The sequence below is a fragment of the Mycobacterium sp. genome, from assembly GCF_035633495.1.
Taxonomy (GTDB): Bacteria; Actinomycetota; Actinomycetes; order Mycobacteriales; family Mycobacteriaceae; genus Mycobacterium.
This window is the reverse complement of the sequence record NZ_DASQEU010000114.1, coordinates 1-19,326: the sequence shown is the minus strand read 5'-3', so window position 1 is coordinate 19,326 and position 19,326 is coordinate 1. Positions and strand designations below refer to the sequence as shown.

21 protein-coding genes and 1 pseudogene are annotated in these 19,326 nt (G+C 67.4%); 12 read left to right on the top strand and 10 right to left on the bottom strand.

Annotated features, from left to right (window positions below; all coding sequences use genetic code 11):
- Window positions 1–18: 18 nt before the first annotated feature.
- Together VET27_RS17370 and VET27_RS17365 are read left to right on the top strand one after the other, a co-directional pair.
- Window positions 19–171, top strand: a complete 153-nt coding sequence (locus tag VET27_RS17370; protein ID WP_526520308.1) for a hypothetical protein — start codon at window positions 19–21, stop codon at window positions 169–171.
- Between the two features lie 21 nt (window positions 172–192).
- Window positions 193–780, top strand: coding sequence for a hypothetical protein (locus VET27_RS17365; protein WP_526520306.1), 588 nt, complete (start codon window positions 193–195; stop codon window positions 778–780).
- 228 nt (window positions 781–1,008) lie between these two features.
- Here VET27_RS17365 and VET27_RS17360 read toward each other — a convergent pair whose 3' ends face one another.
- The gene (locus VET27_RS17360; protein ID WP_526520304.1) at window positions 1,009–1,191 is read right to left on the bottom strand and encodes a DUF1254 domain-containing protein; all 183 of its coding nucleotides are present in this window, start codon (window positions 1,189–1,191) and stop codon (window positions 1,009–1,011) included.
- 335 nt (window positions 1,192–1,526) lie between these two features.
- Window positions 1,527–1,941, bottom strand: a pseudogene (locus VET27_RS17355) (TIGR03667 family PPOX class F420-dependent oxidoreductase).
- Window positions 1,942–1,965: 24 nt separating this feature from the next.
- On the opposite strand from VET27_RS17355, the gene VET27_RS17350 reads away from it, so the two are divergent.
- Window positions 1,966–2,616: a nitroreductase family protein gene (locus tag VET27_RS17350; protein WP_526520302.1), complete on the top strand. Its 651-nt coding sequence runs from the start codon at window positions 1,966–1,968 to the stop codon at window positions 2,614–2,616.
- Window positions 2,617–2,620: 4 nt separating this feature from the next.
- On the opposite strand, the gene VET27_RS17345 is transcribed toward VET27_RS17350, so the two are convergent.
- Window positions 2,621–3,085 carry a tRNA (cytidine(34)-2'-O)-methyltransferase gene (locus tag VET27_RS17345; protein ID WP_526520300.1) on the bottom strand — a complete coding sequence of 155 codons (465 nt, stop codon included), beginning with the start codon at window positions 3,083–3,085 and terminating at the stop codon, window positions 2,621–2,623.
- A gap of 254 nt (window positions 3,086–3,339) precedes the next feature.
- Between VET27_RS17345 and VET27_RS17340 the strand changes: the two genes are divergently transcribed.
- The 5 genes from VET27_RS17340 to VET27_RS17320 are packed head-to-tail and all read left to right on the top strand — an operon-like array spanning window position 3,340 to window position 8,125.
- Window positions 3,340–6,186, top strand: coding sequence for a sensor histidine kinase (locus VET27_RS17340; RefSeq protein WP_526520298.1), 2,847 nt, complete (start codon window positions 3,340–3,342; stop codon window positions 6,184–6,186).
- A gap of 7 nt (window positions 6,187–6,193) precedes the next feature.
- On the top strand, window positions 6,194–6,601 hold the full coding sequence (locus VET27_RS17335) for a roadblock/LC7 domain-containing protein (RefSeq protein WP_526520296.1): 408 nt from the start codon (window positions 6,194–6,196) through the stop codon (window positions 6,599–6,601).
- 6 nt (window positions 6,602–6,607) lie between these two features.
- A complete protein-coding gene (locus tag VET27_RS17330) occupies window positions 6,608–6,997 on the top strand; it encodes a DUF742 domain-containing protein (protein ID WP_526520294.1) in 390 nt (129 codons plus the stop codon).
- Window positions 6,978–7,565: a GTP-binding protein gene (locus tag VET27_RS17325; protein ID WP_526520292.1), complete on the top strand. Its 588-nt coding sequence runs from the start codon at window positions 6,978–6,980 to the stop codon at window positions 7,563–7,565. Before VET27_RS17330 ends, VET27_RS17325 begins: the two co-directional genes overlap by 20 nt.
- Window positions 7,562–8,125 carry a pentapeptide repeat-containing protein gene (locus tag VET27_RS17320; RefSeq protein WP_526520290.1) on the top strand — a complete coding sequence of 188 codons (564 nt, stop codon included), beginning with the start codon at window positions 7,562–7,564 and terminating at the stop codon, window positions 8,123–8,125. The genes VET27_RS17325 and VET27_RS17320 overlap by 4 nt, the downstream gene beginning before the upstream one ends.
- A 96-nt stretch (window positions 8,126–8,221) precedes the next feature.
- On the opposite strand, the gene VET27_RS17315 is transcribed toward VET27_RS17320, so the two are convergent.
- On the bottom strand, window positions 8,222–10,828 hold the full coding sequence (locus VET27_RS17315) for an FHA domain-containing protein (protein ID WP_526520288.1): 2,607 nt from the start codon (window positions 10,826–10,828) through the stop codon (window positions 8,222–8,224).
- Between the two features lie 61 nt (window positions 10,829–10,889).
- Window positions 10,890–11,279, bottom strand: coding sequence for a nuclear transport factor 2 family protein (locus tag VET27_RS17310; RefSeq protein ID WP_526520286.1), 390 nt, complete (start codon window positions 11,277–11,279; stop codon window positions 10,890–10,892).
- Between the two features lie 42 nt (window positions 11,280–11,321).
- On the opposite strand from VET27_RS17310, the gene VET27_RS17305 reads away from it, so the two are divergent.
- Together VET27_RS17305 and VET27_RS17300 are read left to right on the top strand one after the other, a co-directional pair.
- A complete protein-coding gene (locus VET27_RS17305; RefSeq protein WP_526520284.1) occupies window positions 11,322–11,894 on the top strand; it encodes a TetR/AcrR family transcriptional regulator in 573 nt (190 codons plus the stop codon).
- Window positions 11,895–12,151: 257 nt separating this feature from the next.
- Window positions 12,152–12,685: a hypothetical protein gene (locus tag VET27_RS17300; RefSeq protein ID WP_526520282.1), complete on the top strand. Its 534-nt coding sequence runs from the start codon at window positions 12,152–12,154 to the stop codon at window positions 12,683–12,685.
- Window positions 12,686–12,691: 6 nt separating this feature from the next.
- On the opposite strand, the gene VET27_RS17295 is transcribed toward VET27_RS17300, so the two are convergent.
- Complete coding sequence (locus tag VET27_RS17295) at window positions 12,692–13,879, bottom strand: NADH:flavin oxidoreductase (RefSeq protein WP_526520280.1); 1,188 nt, start codon at window positions 13,877–13,879, stop codon at window positions 12,692–12,694.
- A 61-nt stretch (window positions 13,880–13,940) separates the two neighbouring features.
- On the opposite strand from VET27_RS17295, the gene VET27_RS17290 reads away from it, so the two are divergent.
- Entirely contained in the window at window positions 13,941–14,795 is an 855-nt protein-coding gene (locus VET27_RS17290) for a bifunctional methylenetetrahydrofolate dehydrogenase/methenyltetrahydrofolate cyclohydrolase (RefSeq protein ID WP_526520278.1), read from the top strand.
- Window positions 14,792–15,085, top strand: coding sequence for a DUF3017 domain-containing protein (locus VET27_RS17285; protein WP_526520276.1), 294 nt, complete (start codon window positions 14,792–14,794; stop codon window positions 15,083–15,085). Before VET27_RS17290 ends, VET27_RS17285 begins: the two co-directional genes overlap by 4 nt.
- 73 nt (window positions 15,086–15,158) lie before the next feature.
- On the opposite strand, the gene VET27_RS17280 is transcribed toward VET27_RS17285, so the two are convergent.
- The 4 genes from VET27_RS17280 to VET27_RS17265 form a co-directional block, all read right to left on the bottom strand.
- Window positions 15,159–16,019 carry an endonuclease domain-containing protein gene (locus tag VET27_RS17280; protein ID WP_526520274.1) on the bottom strand — a complete coding sequence of 287 codons (861 nt, stop codon included), beginning with the start codon at window positions 16,017–16,019 and terminating at the stop codon, window positions 15,159–15,161.
- Window positions 16,020–16,139: 120 nt separating this feature from the next.
- Window positions 16,140–16,877: a class I SAM-dependent methyltransferase gene (locus VET27_RS17275; protein ID WP_526520272.1), complete on the bottom strand. Its 738-nt coding sequence runs from the start codon at window positions 16,875–16,877 to the stop codon at window positions 16,140–16,142.
- On the bottom strand, window positions 16,874–17,995 hold the full coding sequence (metX, locus tag VET27_RS17270; RefSeq protein ID WP_526520312.1) for a homoserine O-acetyltransferase MetX: 1,122 nt from the start codon (window positions 17,993–17,995) through the stop codon (window positions 16,874–16,876). The genes VET27_RS17275 and metX overlap by 4 nt, the downstream gene beginning before the upstream one ends.
- Before the next feature lie 19 nt (window positions 17,996–18,014).
- Entirely contained in the window at window positions 18,015–19,319 is a 1,305-nt protein-coding gene (locus tag VET27_RS17265) for an O-acetylhomoserine aminocarboxypropyltransferase/cysteine synthase family protein (RefSeq protein WP_526520310.1), read from the bottom strand.
- Window positions 19,320–19,326: the final 7 nt, after the last annotated feature.

Genomic DNA, 19,326 nt, shown 5'->3' with positions numbered 1-19,326 from the left:
CCATAGAAGGAGAAAGTCATGACCAAGAAACGAGTAGGTGCGTCGCTTGTCATCGCGGCGGCCTTCACCATGGCGCCGGGGCTTCTGGCGATGCCGGTCGCGTCCGCGGACACGCTGCCCAACGGGCTCACGGTGACCTGTTCGCCGGACAGTGATGTGCACACTTCCTGATTCGTTGGCGGTTGTCCACGAGTGAACGGCGATTACGTCGTCGACGCCGTGCACATTATTTACAACGGGCAACAAGATGAGTTCGAGTTCAAGTGCATCAGTGGCCAGACAGCCAGGTGGGGCGTCCAATCTGCTTCGCAATTCTCGATCGGGGTTCAAGGCTGCCGCAAAAAAGACTTTGAGGGGGACTGGTGCACACCGTATTCGAACTACACCTACAACAAGCCGGCCAAGCCCGCCGCACCTCCGCCGCCGGTGGTCGCTCCGCCGCCGGTCGTCGCTCCCCCGCCCGTCGTCGTCCCCGATCCGCCGAAGATTGCGCCGACGAACGCCGTCACGATGAACATCTCAGTATCGGGTCTCACCGCGAACGTCAACATCGCGAGCACTGCGGAGATCCCCGGCACGTGCACCTACAAGGCGACTGCACCGCTCCTTCCGGCAGTAAACAAGACGTTTGACCTTGCACCAAATGGGTCTACTAGCTTCAGTACGCTGGCCCCGCCACTGTTGTCGACTTACCACGTGGTGCTGTCGTGCAAGGGTCAGTTCGACGGCAAGTCCGTTGAGTTCGGTCATGTCGAGCAGGACGTGACGGCTACCGGATAGACGAACGATCCTCCTCACGAGGTGCCGGTACCCGGCGGCGCGTGCGTCGTCGGGAACACCGCCTATCTCCGACCTTCAGTCAGCTCATCCACGCGTCGAGGGAATCGGGTTGTCCACCAACTGCTTTGGACACCGAACCGAATTCGACACACGCACTGCTCCTCGAGGCCGGCGCACCCCGCCGCCGGTTCCAGCAGCGCGGTACGGGTGCGGGCTTGAGAGTCGCTGTCATTCGCGGCTACCGGAGTCGGGGACCGTGAGTTCGGCGCCGCCAGTGACGTCGACGATCGCCTGGCTGTACAACGTGTCGCGGTTGAGCCGGATGATCGTCTGATGATCCAGTGGCGCGGGTTCACGATAATGCACCCATCGTCCCAGGCCGCCGGAGTCGGCGAGCATCCGCGAGAACATCAGATCCGACTCCGCGCGAGCAAAGTTATCCGCATTGACCGCAACAACAGGTGGCCCCTTCAGTCCCGAGACGACGAGTTCAACAGCGCACGCCGACATGGATGACAGTCACCCGCGGCGGACGGCTGGAGTCAATCTGGATTCAATCTGTCGGGTCGCGAACCACGCGGGGTCTACTACGGCGACATCCTCGATGTCATCGAAACCGGCAAGCTGGTGGGCCGGAGCCTGCGCAGCGGTGGCAACGGCATGGGCGCTGCGTCGGGACTGAATGTGGCCCCCCGGGGGCATCGTCGTGAATGCCGCCCGCGCCACCATGTGTCCAGACAGGCGGGCTAGCCGCTCGACGGCGTGGTCCACACCTCATCGATGCTGATGCGAAGGCGGGTGCTGTAATTCGCCATCGCCTCGGTCAACCCGAACCGGGCGGCGACCCGGGCGTACTTGCCACCAGTACGGCGCGTCCTCGCGGCAGTACACGCCCTCGGCGTCGATGGTCGCCTCGCCGCCGATGACGACGATCCCGCCGCCGTAGCCGTCGGAATCCACGTTCATGCTTACCTGTGGGTGGCGCTTGACGTGTCCGTCCTTCGCCGCGTGGGGCGCCGAGTAGACGTACAGCGCGACGCCGTCGAAGTAGAACCAGATCAGCCTCGGCACGGGCTGGCCGGACTTCGCGACCGTGGTGAGCCAGCCGTACTGGTCGGACGTCAGGCGATCGATGACTTCTGGTGTCAGCTCCGCGCTCATGGACGCGAATGTAGTCTCCGAAACATGACTTCCGAGACGCTCAACCTCACCGTCGATGAACTCCTGACGACCACCCGCTCGGTCCGCAAACGCCTCGACCTCGAGAAGCCGGTGCCTCGCGACGTGGTGATGGAGTGCCTCGAGTTGGCGTTGCAGGCGCCGACGGGATCCAACTCGCAGGGGTGGCAGTTCGTCTTCGTCGACGACCCGGAGAAGAAGAAGGCGATCGCCGACATCTACCGGACGGCGGCGACGCCGTATCTGGACCAGCCGACGCCGACGTTCGGTGACAGCCGCGACGAGCGGACTCCGTTGGTCGTCGACTCCGCGAAGTATCTGAATGACCACCTGCACGAGGTGCCGGTCATGTTGATCCCGTGCCTCGAGGGCCGTCCCGACGGTGCGCCCGCCGGGATCAGTGCGTCCTACTGGGGTTCGCTGCTGCCCGCCGCGTGGAGTTTCATGCTGGCGCTGCGCTCGCGTGGCCTCGGCTCGGCGTGGACGACGCTGCATCTGCTCGGCGACGGCGAGAAGCAAGCCGCCGAGATCCTCGGCATTCCCTTCGACAAGTACGCCCAGGGTGGTCTGTTTCCGATCGCCTACACCAAGGGCGCCGACTTCAAGCGGGCCAAGCGCCTGCCCGCTGAGCAGCTGAGCCACTGGAACACCTGGTAGGCCCTCAGACTGCGCCGGTGAACCCTTGCTGGCGCCACGCCTCGTAGACCACCACCGCGGCGGCGTTCGACAGATTCAGCGAACGGCGGCCCGGCAGCATCGGGATCCGCACCTGCTTGGTGACGTGCGGGTCGGCCAGCGTCTGAGCATCCAGCCCGGTGGGTTCCGGACCGAACAGCAGCACGTCGCCCGGAGTGAAGGCGACGTCGCCGAAGAACGATTCGGCGTGGGCGGTGAATGCGAACACCCGCGCGGGCATCACCGCCTCCCATGCCGCCTGCAGATTCGCGTGCACCGTGACCGACGCAAGGTCGTGGTAATCCAGGCCCGCTCGTCGCAGTTTCGGTTCCGACAGGTCGAATCCGAGCGGCTCGACGAGGTGCAATTCGCACCCGGTAGCTGCGACCATCCTGATCGCATTGCCGGTGTTGGGCGCAATGCGCGGTGAGTTGAACATGACCCGGAACATCTGACGATGATCTCAGTAGCGCAGCGACATTTGCTCACATAGCACACGAGTACGCAACGGCACGGTCACGAACTCTGTCTGTTCAGTAAGAATTGTGGAAACGCACGCTCATCGCTGTCATACTCGACAAATTGCCGGGCGCACTGGGTCTTCCGGTGCCTGCCGATATGTGGGCGTACTGCTTCAGGAAGCCTTATGAACGACGCGCGATCAATGAAATGCCGACGAGTGACCGGTTGTACGGTCGGGGCGCGATGACGGCGTTCGACGCGCCGCCGCAAGCCGTTGCGCCACTCGAATTCTCGGGTAATGCGCCCCAGCAGGCGAAGCGCCCGTCGCGTTTGTCGATGACCAATTGGCCCGTTGGCTGGAAGGTCTTCGCAATCGTCTTGGTGCCGTTGCTATTGGCAGGTGTATTCGGTGGTTTGCGGATCTACTCGGGCTGGACCGGAGCCGGCGATCTCCGGGTGGCGGCCGACCGTGCCGACATGGTGCCCTCCATCGAGAAGTACATGGCGGCCCTGGACGGTGCCATGTTGGCGAACTCCGCCGGCGGCGACGCGCAGGCGTCGCTGAGCGCGTTCGACACCAGCAAGCAGAACCTGCAGCGGCGGCTCGCCAGCACCGACGTGGTTCCCGACGTGCGCACGGGCGTCACCGGTCTGCTCGACGGTGGTCAGGCGCTGCTCGACCAGGTCACCGCGAACGGCGTCGACCTGCGGGGCCGCATCACCGCCTATGCGCCGATCCTGCTGACCGCCGAGGACGCCGTCAACGGCTCGGTCCGCATTGACGACGAGAAGATTCGCGCCGAAACTCTCGGTCTCAGCCGGGCGATCGGCGCCCGCGGCCAGATGACGATGCAGCAGCTGCTGGTCAACCTCGGCGGCGACCTCCCCGAGCCCGAGCTGCGCACGTCGATGATCACGTTGGCCGGTACCGAGCCGTCGACGCTGTTCGGCATGGCGCAGGTGCTGGGCGTCGGCTCGCCCGACGCCCAGAAGCTGCAAGAAGAGATGGTCAAACGAATGGCCCTGATGTCGGACCCGGCCGTTGCGCTGGTGGGCAACCCGGATCTGAGCCAGTCGCTGCAAGCCACAAACGAGGTCGCCACCAGGGTCATCGACTCCACCACGGCCGCGGTGACGTCCGCCGTGCAGGACCAAGCCGCCACGAAGCGTCAGGAGGCGATTCGCGACTCGGCGATCATCGGCGCCGCGATCCTGTTGGCCATCCTCATCGTGCTGTTCGCGGCCCGGTCTCTCGTACGGCCGCTGCGCACACTGCGTGACGGCGCCCTCAAGGTGGCCCACGAGGACCTCGCCCGTGAACTCGAGCGGGTGCGCACGGGCGGCCCACCGGGAATGGTTCAGCCGCTGCCGGTGAGAGGCACCGACGAGATCGGGCAGGTCGCGCACGCCGTCGACGAACTGCACGAACAGGCAGTGTTCCTGGCCGGCGAGCAGGCCCGCCTGCAGCTGCAGGTCGGCGACATGTTCGAGACGTTGTCGCGGCGCAGCCGCTCGCTCGTCGACCAGCAACTGGGGCTCATCGATCGACTCGAACGCAACGAGGAGGATCCCGAGCGGCTGGAAAGCCTGTTCAAGCTCGATCACCTGGCTGCGCGCATGCGCCGCAACGGGGCCAACCTCCTGGTGCTCGCCGGCTCCAAGGTGCCGCGCGAGCAGGCCGACCCGGTATCGGTCGTAGCGCTGATCAACGCCGCGGCCTCCGAAGTCGAGGACTACACCAGGGTCGTCACCGCGACCGTTCCGGAGAGCGAGGTGGTCGGTGTCGTCGCGGGCGACCTCGTCCACCTGTTGGCCGAACTGCTCGACAACGCGCTGCGGTATTCCCCGCCGATCTCCCAGGTGCGAGTGTCGGCGGTGCACACCGGCAACGGCGGGCTCGTCATCGAGGTCAGTGACAACGGCCTCGGCATGACAGATGCCGACCTGCGGGTCGCCAACACGCGTCTGCAGTCGGGCGGCGAGGTCAACCCCTACACCGCCCGCCACATGGGCCTCTTCGTCGTCGGCAGGCTCGCCGCCCAGCACGGTCTCGTCGTGCGGCTTCGCAGTACCGTTGTCGCCGAACCGAATTCGGGTACCACCGCGGGCGTGTTCATCCCGGCCGAGCTGCTGCTCCATGGTCCCGGCGGGCCCGTTTCCGGCACATCCGACTACGGCGATCTCGCTGATTACGGCGTTCCCGCCGAGGCGCACTTCGACGCCGCGCCGATCTACCCGCTCGATGACGACTACGACGGGCACGACTACGCCGCCGACGTCGCGGCCGCGCCGGAATACCGCAACGGCCATGCCGACATCCCCGTTTCCCTTCTGCCGCAACGCAACCCGGGTGCCAGCGGCATCTCGGACATACCGTCGGCGCCGATCGAACCCGTGGAACCCGCCGCGGAGCAGAGGGCTGAGCAGGAGTGGCCGGAGGAGCATTGGCCCGCCGACTCGATGCCGGCGGAGAACCCAGCCGCCGCAGAACAGCCGCGATGGCACCTGCCCACCGAGCCCTCCGAACGCCCCGTCCCGACGGACACCTCCTCGTTCTTCGCAGCCAAGGCACAGGCCGCGACTCCGCCGCCCAACGGCATACACCGGCCCGACGCGCAGGAGCCCGTCGAGCAGCCCGAGCCTGCGCAGGCGGCCGCGACCGGCGGTTCGATCTTCGACACGATGTTGTCGGAGTGGCTGATCGACGACCCGTTCAAGCTCGCCAACAGCGTCGACCTGGACTGGCAGACGGTCTGGGATCACGGCTGGTCCGCAGCGGCCGCGGCCGAGGAAGCTCCCGTCGCAGCGCACACCGAGGAAGGTCTGCCGATGCGTCAGCCGGGTGCGCGGCTGGTGCCCGGCGCGGCGGGCAACGGAGAGAACCGTCACAGCGGGCGCAATGGTGGTGCCCACCGCGGGGCGGACCCAGCCGAGGAGCAGGACGAGGCGCGCAACTCCGCGTTCGACACGGGGCCGATCGCGATCCCGCGCGACCCGGAGGCCGTTCGGAGCAGCATCGCCAGCCACTTCGGCGGCGTGCATGCGGGCCGCTCGCACGCTCGCGACGCGAGATCGACAGACGAGGACTGACCTGAGAATGACCCGTCCCACCCAGCGTGACTCGCTCGACTGGCTGGTGTCCAAGTTCGCCCACGAGGTCGCCGGTGTGTCTCACGCGATCCTGGTATCCGCTGACGGTCTCCTGATGGCCTCCAGCGAGCACATGCCCGTCGAGCGTGCCGACCAGCTGGCCGCGGTGACGTCGGGGCTTGCCAGCCTGTCGACGGGAGCCGCCCAACTGTTCGACGGCGGCTACGTGCTGCAGTCGGTCGTCGAGATGGAGAACGGCTATCTGCTGCTGATGCGCGTCGGCGACGGGTCGAATCTCGCCACCCTGGCGACAAGATCGTGTGACATCGGCCAAATCGGCTACGAGATGGCGATTCTGGTGGAACGCGTCGGCACCGTCATCCAGTCCGCGCGCCGCACGGCGCAGCACTCGTGAGCGACCATGGACTTTCCGCCGCACGACGCCTGGGAGCCCAGCGAACCGCTCGATGAGGTCAGCCTGGTTCGGCCCTACACGCTGACTGCGGGTCGCACCGAGTCGCGCGTCTACCTTCCGTTGGAGGCGCCGATCCGGACGTTGCAGTTCGCACCCGCGCCCAGATGGCCGGGGAGCGACGTGCGTGCCAAGATTCTCAGGCTCGCCACGGAGATTCCGTCCGTTGCGGAGATCGCGGCTCGACTAGCGTTGCCGCTCGGTGTTGCGCGTGTGTTGATCGGCGATCTGGTGACACAGGGTTATCTTCGAGTAGAAGCCACATTGGGCGAGTCGGCGAGCACCGACGAAAGACGTGAACTCATAGGAAGGACACTGCGTGGCCTACGGGCACTCTGAGAGGCGGGCCGAGCGCTCCGCCTCGACGAAGATCGTCATCTCCGGCGGATTCGGTGCCGGCAAGACGACGTTCGTAGGCGCAGTGTCGGAGATCATGCCGCTGCGCACCGAGGCCATCGTCACTACCGCGTCGCACGGCGTCGACGGGCTCGACGCCACGCCGATGAAGAACACCACGACGGTGGCGATGGACTTCGGCCGCATCACCTTGGCCGACGACTTGGTGCTGTACCTCTTCGGCACACCTGGTCAGCGCCGGTTCTGGTTCATGTGGGACGACCTGGTCCGCGGCGCGATCGGGGCGATCATCCTCGTCGACGTGCGCAGGCTGCAGGACAGTTTCGCCGCGGTCGACTTCTTCGAAGCGCGTCGGCTCCCGTTCCTCATCGCCGTCAACGAGTTCGACGACGGGCCAAAGTATCCGGCCGACGCCGTGCGCAAGGCCTTGGCGCTGCGGGAGCACATCCCAGTGGTGAACGTCGATGCGCGGGAACGGCATTCGGCGCGAGCGGCACTGATTGCCGTCACCGAGTACGCGTTGATGAACCTCAGCGCACGGCCCGGGTGACCGGCTTCGACCAGGAGTGGGTCGACCGTGAGTTCACCGGGCACGACTTCCGCGACGACGACCTGAGCCGTCTGCGCACCGAACGCGTCGTGTTCACCGAATGCGACTTCAGCGGCGTCGACATGACGGAGTCCGAGCATCAGGGCTCAGCCTTTCGAAACTGCACGTTCGAGCGGACGTCATTGATGCACAGCGTGTTTCGACATTGCAGCCTGCTCGGATCGGTCTTCACCGAGTGCAGGCTGCGGCCCGTCACGACGGTCGAGGTGGATCTCACGCTCGCGGTGCTCGGCGGCTGCGACCTCCGCGGCATCGACCTCTCGGACTGCCGGCTGCGCGAAGCCAGCCTCGTCGGCACGGATCTGCGCAAGGCGGTGCTGCGCGGGGCCGATCTGCGCGGTGCGCGGACGCAGAACGCGCGCCTCGACGAGGCCGATCTGCGGGGTGCGCTCACCGACCCGACGTTCTGGACGACCGCGTCGATCCGGGGCGCGAAGATCGACATCAATCAGGCGCTCGGATACGCGGCGGCGCACGGGTTGGACGTGCACGGGGAGTGAGGCCGGGCCTCGGCGGTGAGCGTGCGAAACCATCCGCCTTCCGCGGCGCGTCGCGTACGAAACCGCACGGTCGGTGAGGCCGGACCGACCGGCCCGTCAGCCGCCCTTGAGACGGATCTTGAAGCGCACGAAGCTCAGGTAGAAGATCGACAGCGCGGCCAGCATCGCCATGTTGAGCAACCATGCTCCGGACGTGTGCTTCCAGAGCGAGTCGTCGGGCATGATGGGCGGCTTCACCAGATCGGTGAGCCCCACGGTCGACGCCGTCGCCGCGAAGCCCCAGCGGGCCGGGGTGGCCCACGACATCTGGTCCAGCGGAATCCGGCCCGTCACCGGGATCATGCCGCCCGAGAACACCAACTGCGACATGATCGCCACGACGAGCAGCGGCATGATCTGTTCGTTGGACTTCGCCAACGCCGACAACGCGAAGCCGACCGTCGCCGCGCAGACCGTCGCCGCGGCCATGCCGATGAAGAGTTCGATGGTGGCGGCCGTCTCGGACGAGCCCAGGATCAACCCGCCGTTCTTGGGTGGACCGACGCCGATGAGCGTGATGGCGGTGACGATTCCGGACTGCACGATCGCGAACACCGAGTAGATGCAGACCTTGGCCAGCAGATAGGCGGTGGTCGACAATCCGACCGCCTGTTCGCGGAGGAAGATCGCACGCTCGCCGATGAGGTCGCGGATGGTCAACGCCGTGCCCATGAAGATGGCGCCGACGTTCATCAGCACCAGCACCTGCCCCGGCTGGTTGGGGGCGTCGCTGAGCGGATTGGGCGGACCGAAGCCGGTGACGCCGGGCACGGACAGCGACAGCACGCCCATGATGAACGGCAGCAGCGCTAGGAAGACGAAGTAGCCGCGGTCGGACACGATCAGCCGCATCTGGCGACGCCCGATGGTCCAGAACTGTTTCAGCACGCTGGTGTGCACGGGTGAGCCGAGGTCCTGAGGGGCCTGGGTAGCCGGTGGTGGTGGCGGCGGTCCGTGGCGCTCGAGGTAGCGCCGCTTGGCGGTCTCGGGATCGCCCGCGACCGCGCTGAAGATGTCAGCCCAGTTGGTGGTCCCGAGTTCCGGCCCGATCTGGCTGGGCGAACCGCAGAACGCGGTCTTGCCGCCCGGCGCCAGCAGGAGCACCTGGTCGCAGACGTCGAGGTAGGTCAACGAGTGCGTCACGACGAGCACGACGCGGCCCGCGTCGGCGAGCTGGCGCAGCATCGTCATGACCTGGCGATCCAGCGCAGGGTCGAGGCCCGACGTCGGCTCGTCGAGGATGAGCAGCGACGGCCCGGTCAACAGCTCGAGCGCGACCGAGGCGCGTTTGCGCTGGCCGCCGGAGAGCTTGTCGACGCGGGTGTCGAGGTGCTTGGTCATCTCGAGTTCCTCGAGCACCTCATTGACGACCTGTTCGCGGTCGGCCCTGTTGGTGTCGGGTGGCAACCGGAGTTCGGCCGCGTACATCAGCGCTTGCCTGACGGTCAGCTGACCGTGCACCACGTCGTCCTGGGGCACCATCCCGATTCGGGAGCGGAGCGAGGCGTACTCGGCGTGGACGTCGTGGCCCTCGAAGGTGACTTGGCCCGTCGTGGGGTGGGTATAGCCGGCCACCAGTCGGGCGAACGTCGACTTGCCTGCCCCCGAAGGCCCGATCACGGCCGTCAACGTGCCGGGGCGTGCGGTCAACGAGATGTTGTCCAGCAGCGTCTTGTTGCCCTCGATGGTCCACGTGACGCCGTACACGTCGAGGCCACCGGTGCGGGTGGCGACGTCGGTCTCGTTGCGGCGGGCGAGCGTGCCGCTTCCGAACACCAGGTCGATGTTGCCGATGGTGACCACGTCGCCGTCGCGCAGCACCGCGGAGTCGACCCGCTGGCCGTTGACGAACGTGCCGTTGATGCTGCGGTTGTCGAGGATCTGCGTGCCGCCGGAAGTGGGCACCAAGGTGGCGTGGTGGCGCGATGCCAGCACGTCGGGGATGACGATGTCGTTGTCGGTGGCGCGACCGATCTTGATGCCGCCGGCAGGCACGTCCGGTGTCCTGCCTGGCCGCAGGATCTTGAGCATGCTGGTCGCGAGGTTGCCCTCGGGTGCGCGGGGTGCGGCGGCCGGACCCATCTGCGTGGCGGCCGGGCCACTGCTGGTGATCGACGGCAGTGGCGACGCGGGTTGCGGCGCGCTGGGTGTGCGGTACCCCTGCGGGCCCGACGGGTACATGGGCTGCGACCTGGAGGGCGGCTGAGGTGCCTGCGGATAGCTCGGCTGCGTCCTCGGCGGGGGTGATTGCGTGCGCGGGTAGCCCGTCGACGGTGTCTGGCTGGGCCAGGATGCGCTCGGCCGCTGGGCGATCGGCACCTGGGCGGTCTGGGGAGGCGTGCCCGCCGAGCCCTGGTGACGGCCGACCTCGAAGGTGAGCCGCGGGCCGTCCGGGTTGCCGATGTTGACGCCCATGCCGTCGGCGACGTCAGCCGTCGGGACGCGCTGGCCGTTGACGTACAACCCGTTGAGGCTGCCGTTGTCGATGGCCATCCAACGCCCCTGATCGAAGCGGAGCAGAAGGTGCGCCCGAGAGATCAAGGGGTGGGCCACGCGGACGTCGGCCCGCAGGTCACGCCCGACGACGACGTCGTTGCCTGGCGAGAAGGTGCGGGGAGATCCGTCGTACCGAACGGTCAGCGCGGGTGGGGCGGGTCGCGTCATCGGGACCAACTCTATCGGTATGGGTACCGCGCGCGAGGTACGTCCGCGGCCGCCCCCTCCGCTACTGCGGAAAGCCCCAGCGTGCGGTGTCGGTGATCTGACGTAGTTCGGCGACACGATCCCCGCGGGTCGTGATGACGTGGGCAAACGCGGCGTCGACCGCGGTGCGGCCGTCACGGGCCGGCCCGTGATACCGACCGACGACGACGACGCGGCTGTCGTCGACCGTCAGGAACTCCGTCGGTTCAACCGTCATGACGTAGAGGGCGTCGATCGTCCCCCAGACGCCGAGCATGTCGTTCGGACCGTGGTGCGCGCCGCCGACGCCGTGGGGCATGCCGGTGCTCACGGAGCCTTCGAAGTCATCGGTGAGCAGGTTCAGCAGGGCGTCGGCATCGGTGTGGGCCATGGCGTCGTAGAGCCGTCGGGCAACGGTGGTGGCGGTGGGCATGTCGGGGACTCCTTTTTAGAGATGTATCTCTATTATTAGCTCGTGCCCCGGCCTGCCCGCTACACCGTGGACGAATTTCTCGATGCCGCCGCGGCGCTCTTGGCCGCCGACGGTCCGGCGGCGGTGACCATGTCGGCCGTGGCCCGCGCGGTCGGTGCGCCGAGTGGCTCGATGTATCACCGTTTTCCGACGCGGGCCGCACTGTGCGGCGAGTTGTGGATCCGCACCGAGGAGCGCTTTCAGGCGGGTTTCGTCGATGCGCTGACCTCGTCGGCCGACACGACGACGCGGTGTCTCGCGGCCGCGCTCTTCGCGGTCCAGTGGTGCCGTGACCACCGGGACGAGGCGCAGGTACTCCTCGTCGGCGCCGAGGCGCTCGACCGGGCGGAGTGGCCGCAGCCACTGAAGGCCCGACGCGAACCGATGCGCCGAACCTTGAGCCGAGGGCTGGCGAGCGTGGACGTCGACCAGGACCGGCTGAGGGCCGCCCTCATCGACGTGCCGTACGCGGTCGTGCGGCGACACCTCGTTGCGCGGCAAACGATCCCCGCATCAGCGGACGCCATCGTCGAAGATTGCGCGCGGGCCTTGCTGAAAGAGGTCTCGGGCAGTTAACGATCTGGCAGATGGCTTCTCGCGGGGGCCTCGGGAAACTGGCCTGCGCGTGCTGCGCGACGAGACGATGGCCGAGTTCAAGGACAACCGCATCCCAGCGGAAGCGCCCATCACGCAACAGGCCGCGAACCAACACTTCCGCTGAGTCCGCGACGCGCGCTCGCCGTGCGCCCCTAACGTTTCCCTGCGGTGCGACGATGGGAAGGGTGAAGCAGGCCAAGCGGAGGGACGGGGTCGTGAACGGTCGATGGTCGCACGTGCCAAGGCTCGCAGCCGCAGTGCTCGGGACGTTCGCCGTCGCCGTCCTCGCCACCCTGGCGGTGAGTGGTCCGCCGACGGCCACCGCGGCGCCGCCCGTGACCGATGAGCGCGGGTTCGTCGACTCCACCGCGCGGTGCGCCCCGCCGAACAAGGCGATCGCGTTCGGCTACACGGCGAGTTCGCGCGTCGCGATCTGCAGGGACGATGCCTCCGGCCAGTACCAGTACCGGGGCGTGCGGGTGAGCGACGGTGCGCGGTTGATCCTCGCGGCCAGATCGACAGATCGCGGTTACGTCGCCGAGAATGACGGGATCACCTACACCGTGACTTCGACCGCCCTGGTCATCTCTTCCGGCAGTGAGCAGATCCGCAGCGAACCGATGGTCGACTTCAACGGGTCTGCTCCGAGCAGTTCGCCGTCGGCATCGTCGACACCATCGGGACCGACACAGCCGAGTGCGGTGCCCGAGACGGTCACGCCGACGACGCCCCTCCCGCCACCGCTTCCCGCCGAGGCCGGGCACGGCTGACGCCAGCTAGCCCGGCGAACCCGTGACGACGCAGTGGGTTCGGCTGTAGATGGTGGCCATGCACTTGTTGCAGTGCGTGCAGACCGAGCGCAGGGAGTGCTCGGGGCCGTCGTCCTTGATGCGGTTGATCAGATCGGGTTCGGCCAGCAGCGCCCGGCCCATCGCCACGAAGTCGAACCCCTCGGCCATCGCGAGGTCCATCGTCTCGCGATTGGTGATGCCGCCCAACAGGATCAGCGGCATCGTCAGCTCAGCGCGGAACTGCTTGGCCTGGTCCATCAGGTAGGCCTCGCGGTACGGGTACTCGCGCAGGAACTTCTTGCCGGTCATCCGGATGCCCCAGCGCAGCGGCGGCTTGAACGCGTTCGCGAACTCCTTGATCGGCGCGTCGCCCCGGAACAGGTACAGCGGGTTGAGCAGCGAGCTGCCCGCGGTGAGCTCGAGGGCATCGAGGCCGCCGTCCTCCTCCAACCACTTGGCGGTCTGCAGGGACTCCCCGATCGAGATGCCGCCGCGGACGCCGTCGGACATGTTGAGCTTCGCCGTCACCGCGATCCGGTCGCCCACTGCCTGGCGGACGGCCCTCACCACGCCGCGGGCCACCTTGGCGCGGTTCTCCAGCGAGCCACCGAACTCGTCGGTGCGGCGGTTGATGAGTGGGCTGAGGAACGAACTTGCCAGATAGTTGTGGCCCAGGTGGACCTCGACGGCGTCGAAGCCGGACTCTATCGCCAGGCGTGCGGCGTCGGCGTGGGCCGCGGTGATGTCTTCGATGTCGGCGGTGGAGGCCTTCTTGGCGAACCTCATCGACAGCGGGTTGAAGAACCGGACCGGTGCGTATGCCGTGGCCTTGTTCGTCCGCGCATTGGCCACGGGACCGGCATGACCGATCTGGGCGCTGATCGCCGCGCCCTCTGCGTGGATCGCATCGGTCAGGCGACGCAGCCCGGGTACGGCCTCCGGCCGCATCCAGAGTTGCCAGCCATCCGTACGTCCACCGGGGGACACCGCGCAGTAGGCGACGGTCGTCATGCCGATTCCGCCCGCGGCGGGGAGGCGGTGATAGGTGATCAGGTCATCGGTGACCAGGGCATCGGGGGTCGACGCTTCGAACGTCGCCGCCTTGATGATGCGATTGCGCAGCGTCACCGGGCCGAGCTTGGCTGGACTGAACACATCTGGAGTGTTGTTCATTGCCGCAGCCCAACACGCGGGTGGGCATTGTGTCAACGAGCGTGATGCCAGAATGGCTGCCGTGGGTGCAATGACGTTGGACGGCAAGGCCACGCGCGACGAGATCTTCGCCGACCTCAAGCAGCGGGTGGCGGCGTTGACCGCCGCGGGCCGGACGCCGGGGCTGGGCACGGTCCTCGTCGGCGACGATCCCGGGTCCCAGGCCTATGTGCGGGGCAAGCACGCCGACTGCGCGAAGGTCGGCATCAACTCGATCCGTCGGGACCTGCCTGCCGACGTCAGTGCGGCGGCGCTCAACGAGACCATCGACGAGCTGAACGCGAATCCGGAGTGCACCGGCTACATCGTGCAGCTGCCGCTGCCGAGGCATCTCGACGAGAATGCGGCGCTGGAACGCATCGACCCCGCCAAGGATGCCGACGGCCTGCATCCGACCAATCTGGGGCGGCTGGTGCTGAACGAGGCGGCTACGCTGCCGTGCACGCCGCTCGGGATCGTGCATCTGCTGCGCCGGTTCGAAGTACCGATCGCTGGAGCGCACGTCGTGGTCATCGGGCGCGGCGTGACGGTCGGGCGGCCGATGGGCCTATTGCTGACGCGCCGCTCCGAGAACGCCACTGTCACGTTGTGCCACACGGGCACTCGCGATCTTCCCGCGCTGACGCGGCAGGCCGACATCATCATCGCCGCGGTCGGCGTGCCGCACATGGTGACCCCGGAGATGGTGAAGCCGGGTGCCGCCGTCGTCGACGTCGGGGTGAGTCGCGACGATGCGGGCAAGCTCGTCGGTGACGTGCATCCGGGCGTCTGGGACGTCGCCGGGCACGTGTCGCCCAACCCCGGTGGTGTGGGTCCGCTGACGCGGGCGTTCCTGCTCACCAACGTCGTCGAGCTGGATGAGGCGAGAGTGGCGTGACGGCAAGGGGATTCGCACACAAGGTGTTCACGGGCCAGTGGCCCATCCTGACGGTCGGGTTGTTCCTGCTTGCGGCGTTCGCACTGGTGGTGGCGGGCTACTGGCGCCGTGGAGCCCTGGTGTTGGCGATCGGGGTCGGCGTGGCGGCGGCGATGCGGCTGGCGTTGACCGACGATCGCGCCGGGCTGCTGGTGGTGCGGTCGCGGACAATCGACATCGCCACGACAGCGACCGTCAGTGCGGCGCTGATCTACATCGCGTTGACCATCGACCCGCTCGGCACCAGCTAGCCACCGCCGACTGCACGCTTGTTGTACGCAAACGTCGAGAGTGCCCGTCAACAAGCGTGCAGTGGGCGACGGGTCAGGCCGCAAATCCACGTTCTCGCAACGCGAGTCGCACCCGTTCGACCACCCTGGGCTTCTGGTAGCGCAGTTGTCTGGCACTCACGCGCACGATGGACCACCCCTTTGCGGCCAGAAATTCCAGCCGATCGATGTCATTGGCGTAGTCCTCGGCATTCGTCCAATGCTGCTCGCCGTCATACTCGGCGCCGACCATCCATTCGGGCCAGCCCATGTCGATTCGGCGTACGACGCGACCCCGGTCGTTCGTGACGGGGATCTGCGTCACTGGACGGGGGAGGCCCGACTGGACGAGTAGCAGCCGCAGTCGCGTCTCCTGTGGCGACTCTGCTCCGGCGTCGACGAGGCTCATCACGGTCTGCAGTCGTCGAATACCCCTTGCGCCTGGATGGAATTCGGCTACGTGCTGAACGGACGGCGGGGTCGACGAGGTCGCGTTGAGGAGTGCATCGATGCGAATCACCGCGGTCTCCAGGGGAAGTCGCCTACCCAGGTCGTAAGCCGTTCGCGCGCTTGTAGTGCAGGCGATTCCGTCGATTGTGCACACTTCGTCGTCCCGGAGTTCGTAGCTGCGCACCGTGATGCCATTGGCCGGGGGCCTGCGGGAGTGGAGAAGCTCTACCGGTGCGTCGTTCGGAATCCACCTGCTGCCGAGGAGTGCTGCCGCTGAGTGACCGACCAGGGTCGCATGACGATCTGACCAAAGCCATGCCGCGCGGGCCCGATCGAGGGCGGTCAGTTCCACGCCTCTACGGACGTATACGTTGCGATGAACCTTGGTGTATCGGCGGTTCAGGTCGCGACGGGTGAGGCTGCCGTCGGCGAGGGCCTCCGTGGCGACGACCAGTCGGTCGGACACCCACTAATCGTCGGACACGGTCAAAGGCCCCTGTCGCACCAATTCTCACCGCCGATTGCACGCTTGTTGTACGCAAACGTCGGGAGCACCCGTCAACAAGCGTGCAGTCGGCGAAAGGGGTCAGGCCAGCGTAGCTCGGACGCCCACCGTCACGTAGGGCAGCGCAAGGCCGGTGGTGTTGGCGAGTGCCGGATGAGTGGCCAGCAGCTCGCGCACCTGGTCCAGGGTCTTGGCGCGGACCGCGGTTGGTGAGGTGATGCAGTAGCTCCGTGAGGCGACGAGATCGATGAGCGCTTGGGGCGTCAGGTAACTCGTCCACTCGACCTGATGGCGTGCCAGCCCGACGAACGGCTCGGGCAGTGTCACCTGACGGCTGAACGGGTCTTCCTCGTGCCCCACGATGCGGCCGAGATCCTTGATCCAGCCCAGCCGTTCGTCACGGGTGTTCCACACCAGTCCGAGCCGGCCACCCGGGCGTAGCACCCTGGCGACCTCCTTGATGGCGCGCTCCGGGTCGAACCAGTGCCACGCCTGCGCGACGAGCACCGAGTCCACGCTGTCGTCCGGAAGGGGGATCTCCTCCGCGGTGCCCAGCAGTGCCGGGGTGTCGGGCAGCGAGTTGCTCAACACCTCGAGCATCTCGGGAATGGGATCCACCGCGATGACGTCGAGGCCACGCTCGACCAGTCGGACCGTCAGCTTCCCGGTGCCCGCACCGAGATCGAGGACATTGCGCGCCCCCTCCTGCAGGAGCCAGTCGATGGCTTCCGGTGGATAGGACGGGCGGCCCCGCTCATACGCCGCAGCCTCCTCGCCGAATGACAGCGACTGCCGCTGGCGGGATTGGTCGGTGGTCACTTGGATGCGAACTTCAGTGTCTGCCTAATCAATTCGCCAACAGCATCGGTCTCGACGAGGAAGCCGTCGTGGCCGTACTCCGAATCGACGACGTTCAGTCCGGTACAGGTCGGCAGCAGGTCGGCGAGTTCCTGCTGCAGTCGCAACGGGTAGAGCCGGTCCGAGGTGATGCCACCGACGACCACCGGCGCCGTGACCCTGCGCAGCGCTGCGGGCACTCCGCCCCGCCCGCGGCCGACGTCGTGACTGCTGAGAGCGTCCGTCAGTGCGACGTAGGTGCCGGCGTCGAACCGCCGCGCCAGCTTGCCGCCCTGATGCTCCAGGTAGCTCTGCACGGCGTAGCGGCCGCCGGTGGTCGGATCCTCGTTGCCCTGGGCGTCGTTGCTGAACCGGTCGTCCAGCTCGGCCTCGCCGCGGTAGGTGAGATGCGCGAAGCGCCGGGCGATCTCGATGCCGGCGTCGGGTGACCGCCCCGTGTCGTGGTAGTCGCCGTTCTGCCAGTTCGGGTCCGCCTTGATGGCCGACACCTGCGTGCTCTGCGTGCCGATCTGGTCGGCGGTCGCCCGCGCCCCCACCGCGAGAACCAGTGCGGCACGAACGGTGCCGGGATGGCCGACGATCCACTCCAACGCGCGGGCGCCGCCCATCGAGCCACCGGCGACCGCGGCGACCTGGGTGATGCCGAGTGCCGAGAGCGCGGCGAGGTCGGCGTTCACCTGATCGCGCACGGTGATCGCGGGGAAGCGCGAGCCCCACGGCTTACCGTCCGGCGCAGGGGAACTGGGCCCCGTCGAGCCCCGACAGCCACCCAACACGTTGGTGGCGATCGCGCACCACTGCTCGGTGTCGATGGGGGCGCCGGGTCCTGCTACGCCATCCCACCAACCGGGGCTTGGATGGTCGTGGCTTGCGGGCCCGGTGATGTGCGAGTCGCCCGTCAACGCGTGCAGGACGACGACGACGTTGTCACGGTCTGGCGCGAGGTCACCCCACCGTTGCAACGCGATGCGCACGTCATCGAGCACCACGCCGGACTCCAGGGTCAACGAACCGATGTCGACGACGCCGACTTCACCCTCGGCGGGCAGCGTCACGATGGGAGCATCTGGGACTTCGATGGTCGTCACTTCTCTGCTCTCACATCGACACCGCGGTCCGCGGCACACCGGCGAACGGCTTGGCCGCGACGAAGCCCTGCTCGAGGTCCGCGAGGATGTCGTCGATGCCCTCGATGCCGACGGCGAGACGCACCAGGCCCGGGGTGACGCCAGTGGCCAGCTGCTCCTCGGGGGACAACTGCGCATGCGTCGTCGACGCGGGATGGATCACCAGCGACCGCACGTCGCCGATGTTGGCGACGTGACTGTGCAGCGTCAGCGCGTTGACGAACGCCTTGCCCGCTTCGATGCCACCGGCCAGCTCGAACGCCAGCACGGCACCGGTCCCCTTCGGCGCCAGCTTCTTTCCGATCTCGTACCACGGCGACGTCGGCAGACCCGCATAGTTGACCGACACCACGCCGTCGTGACCGCTGAGGAATTCGGCGACCCGCTGGGCATTCGCGACGTGGCGTTCGATGCGCAGGCTCAGCGTTTCGAGGCCCTGCGAGATGAGGAAGGCGTTGAACGGCGCAGCGGCAGAGCCGAGGTCGCGCAGCAGTTGCACGCGGGCCTTGAGCGCGAAGGCGGGCGGGCCGAGTTCGGCGAACACCACGCCGTGGTAGCTCGGATCCGGCGTGGTGAACCCTGGGTGGCGGCCCTGCGTCCAGTCGAAGTTGCCGCTGTCCACGATCACGCCCGCGATCGCCGTCCCGTGGCCGCCGAGGTACTTGGTGGCCGAGTGCACCACGACGTGGGCGCCGAGCGTCAGCGGCTGCTGGAGGTACGGCGTGGCGAACGTGTTGTCGACCACCACGATGGCCCCCTTGGCACGGCCGATCTCGGCGATCGCTTCGATGTCGAAGCAGGTGAGCAACGGGTTGGTCGGGGTTTCGAGCCACACCATGCCGACATCGTCGGGCCAGTTGGCGCGGAGCGAGTCGAGGTCGGTGAGGTCGACGGCGGCCCACGGGAACCCGAGCGGCGCCCACACCTTGGAGATCAGTCGGAACGTGCCGCCGTACGCGTCGTTGCCGAGCAAGATGCGTTGGCCGGGTCGCAGCAGCCGTAGGACGTTGTCCTCTGCCGCAAGGCCGCTCGCGAATGCGAGGCCATGGGCTGCATCTTCGAGCGACGCGATCTGGGCCTCGAGTGCGGAGCGGGTGGGATTTCCCGAGCGTGAATACTCGAACCCCTTGTGTCCACCGACGCCGTCCTGGGCGAAGGTGGTCGACAGCGAGATCGGCGTGACCACTGCCCCGGTGGTCGGGTCGGGGTCTTGCCCGGCATGGATCGCGCGGGTGGCGAACCCGTGTCGTGTGCGTACGTCGTCGAGATCACCCATCGCCGGC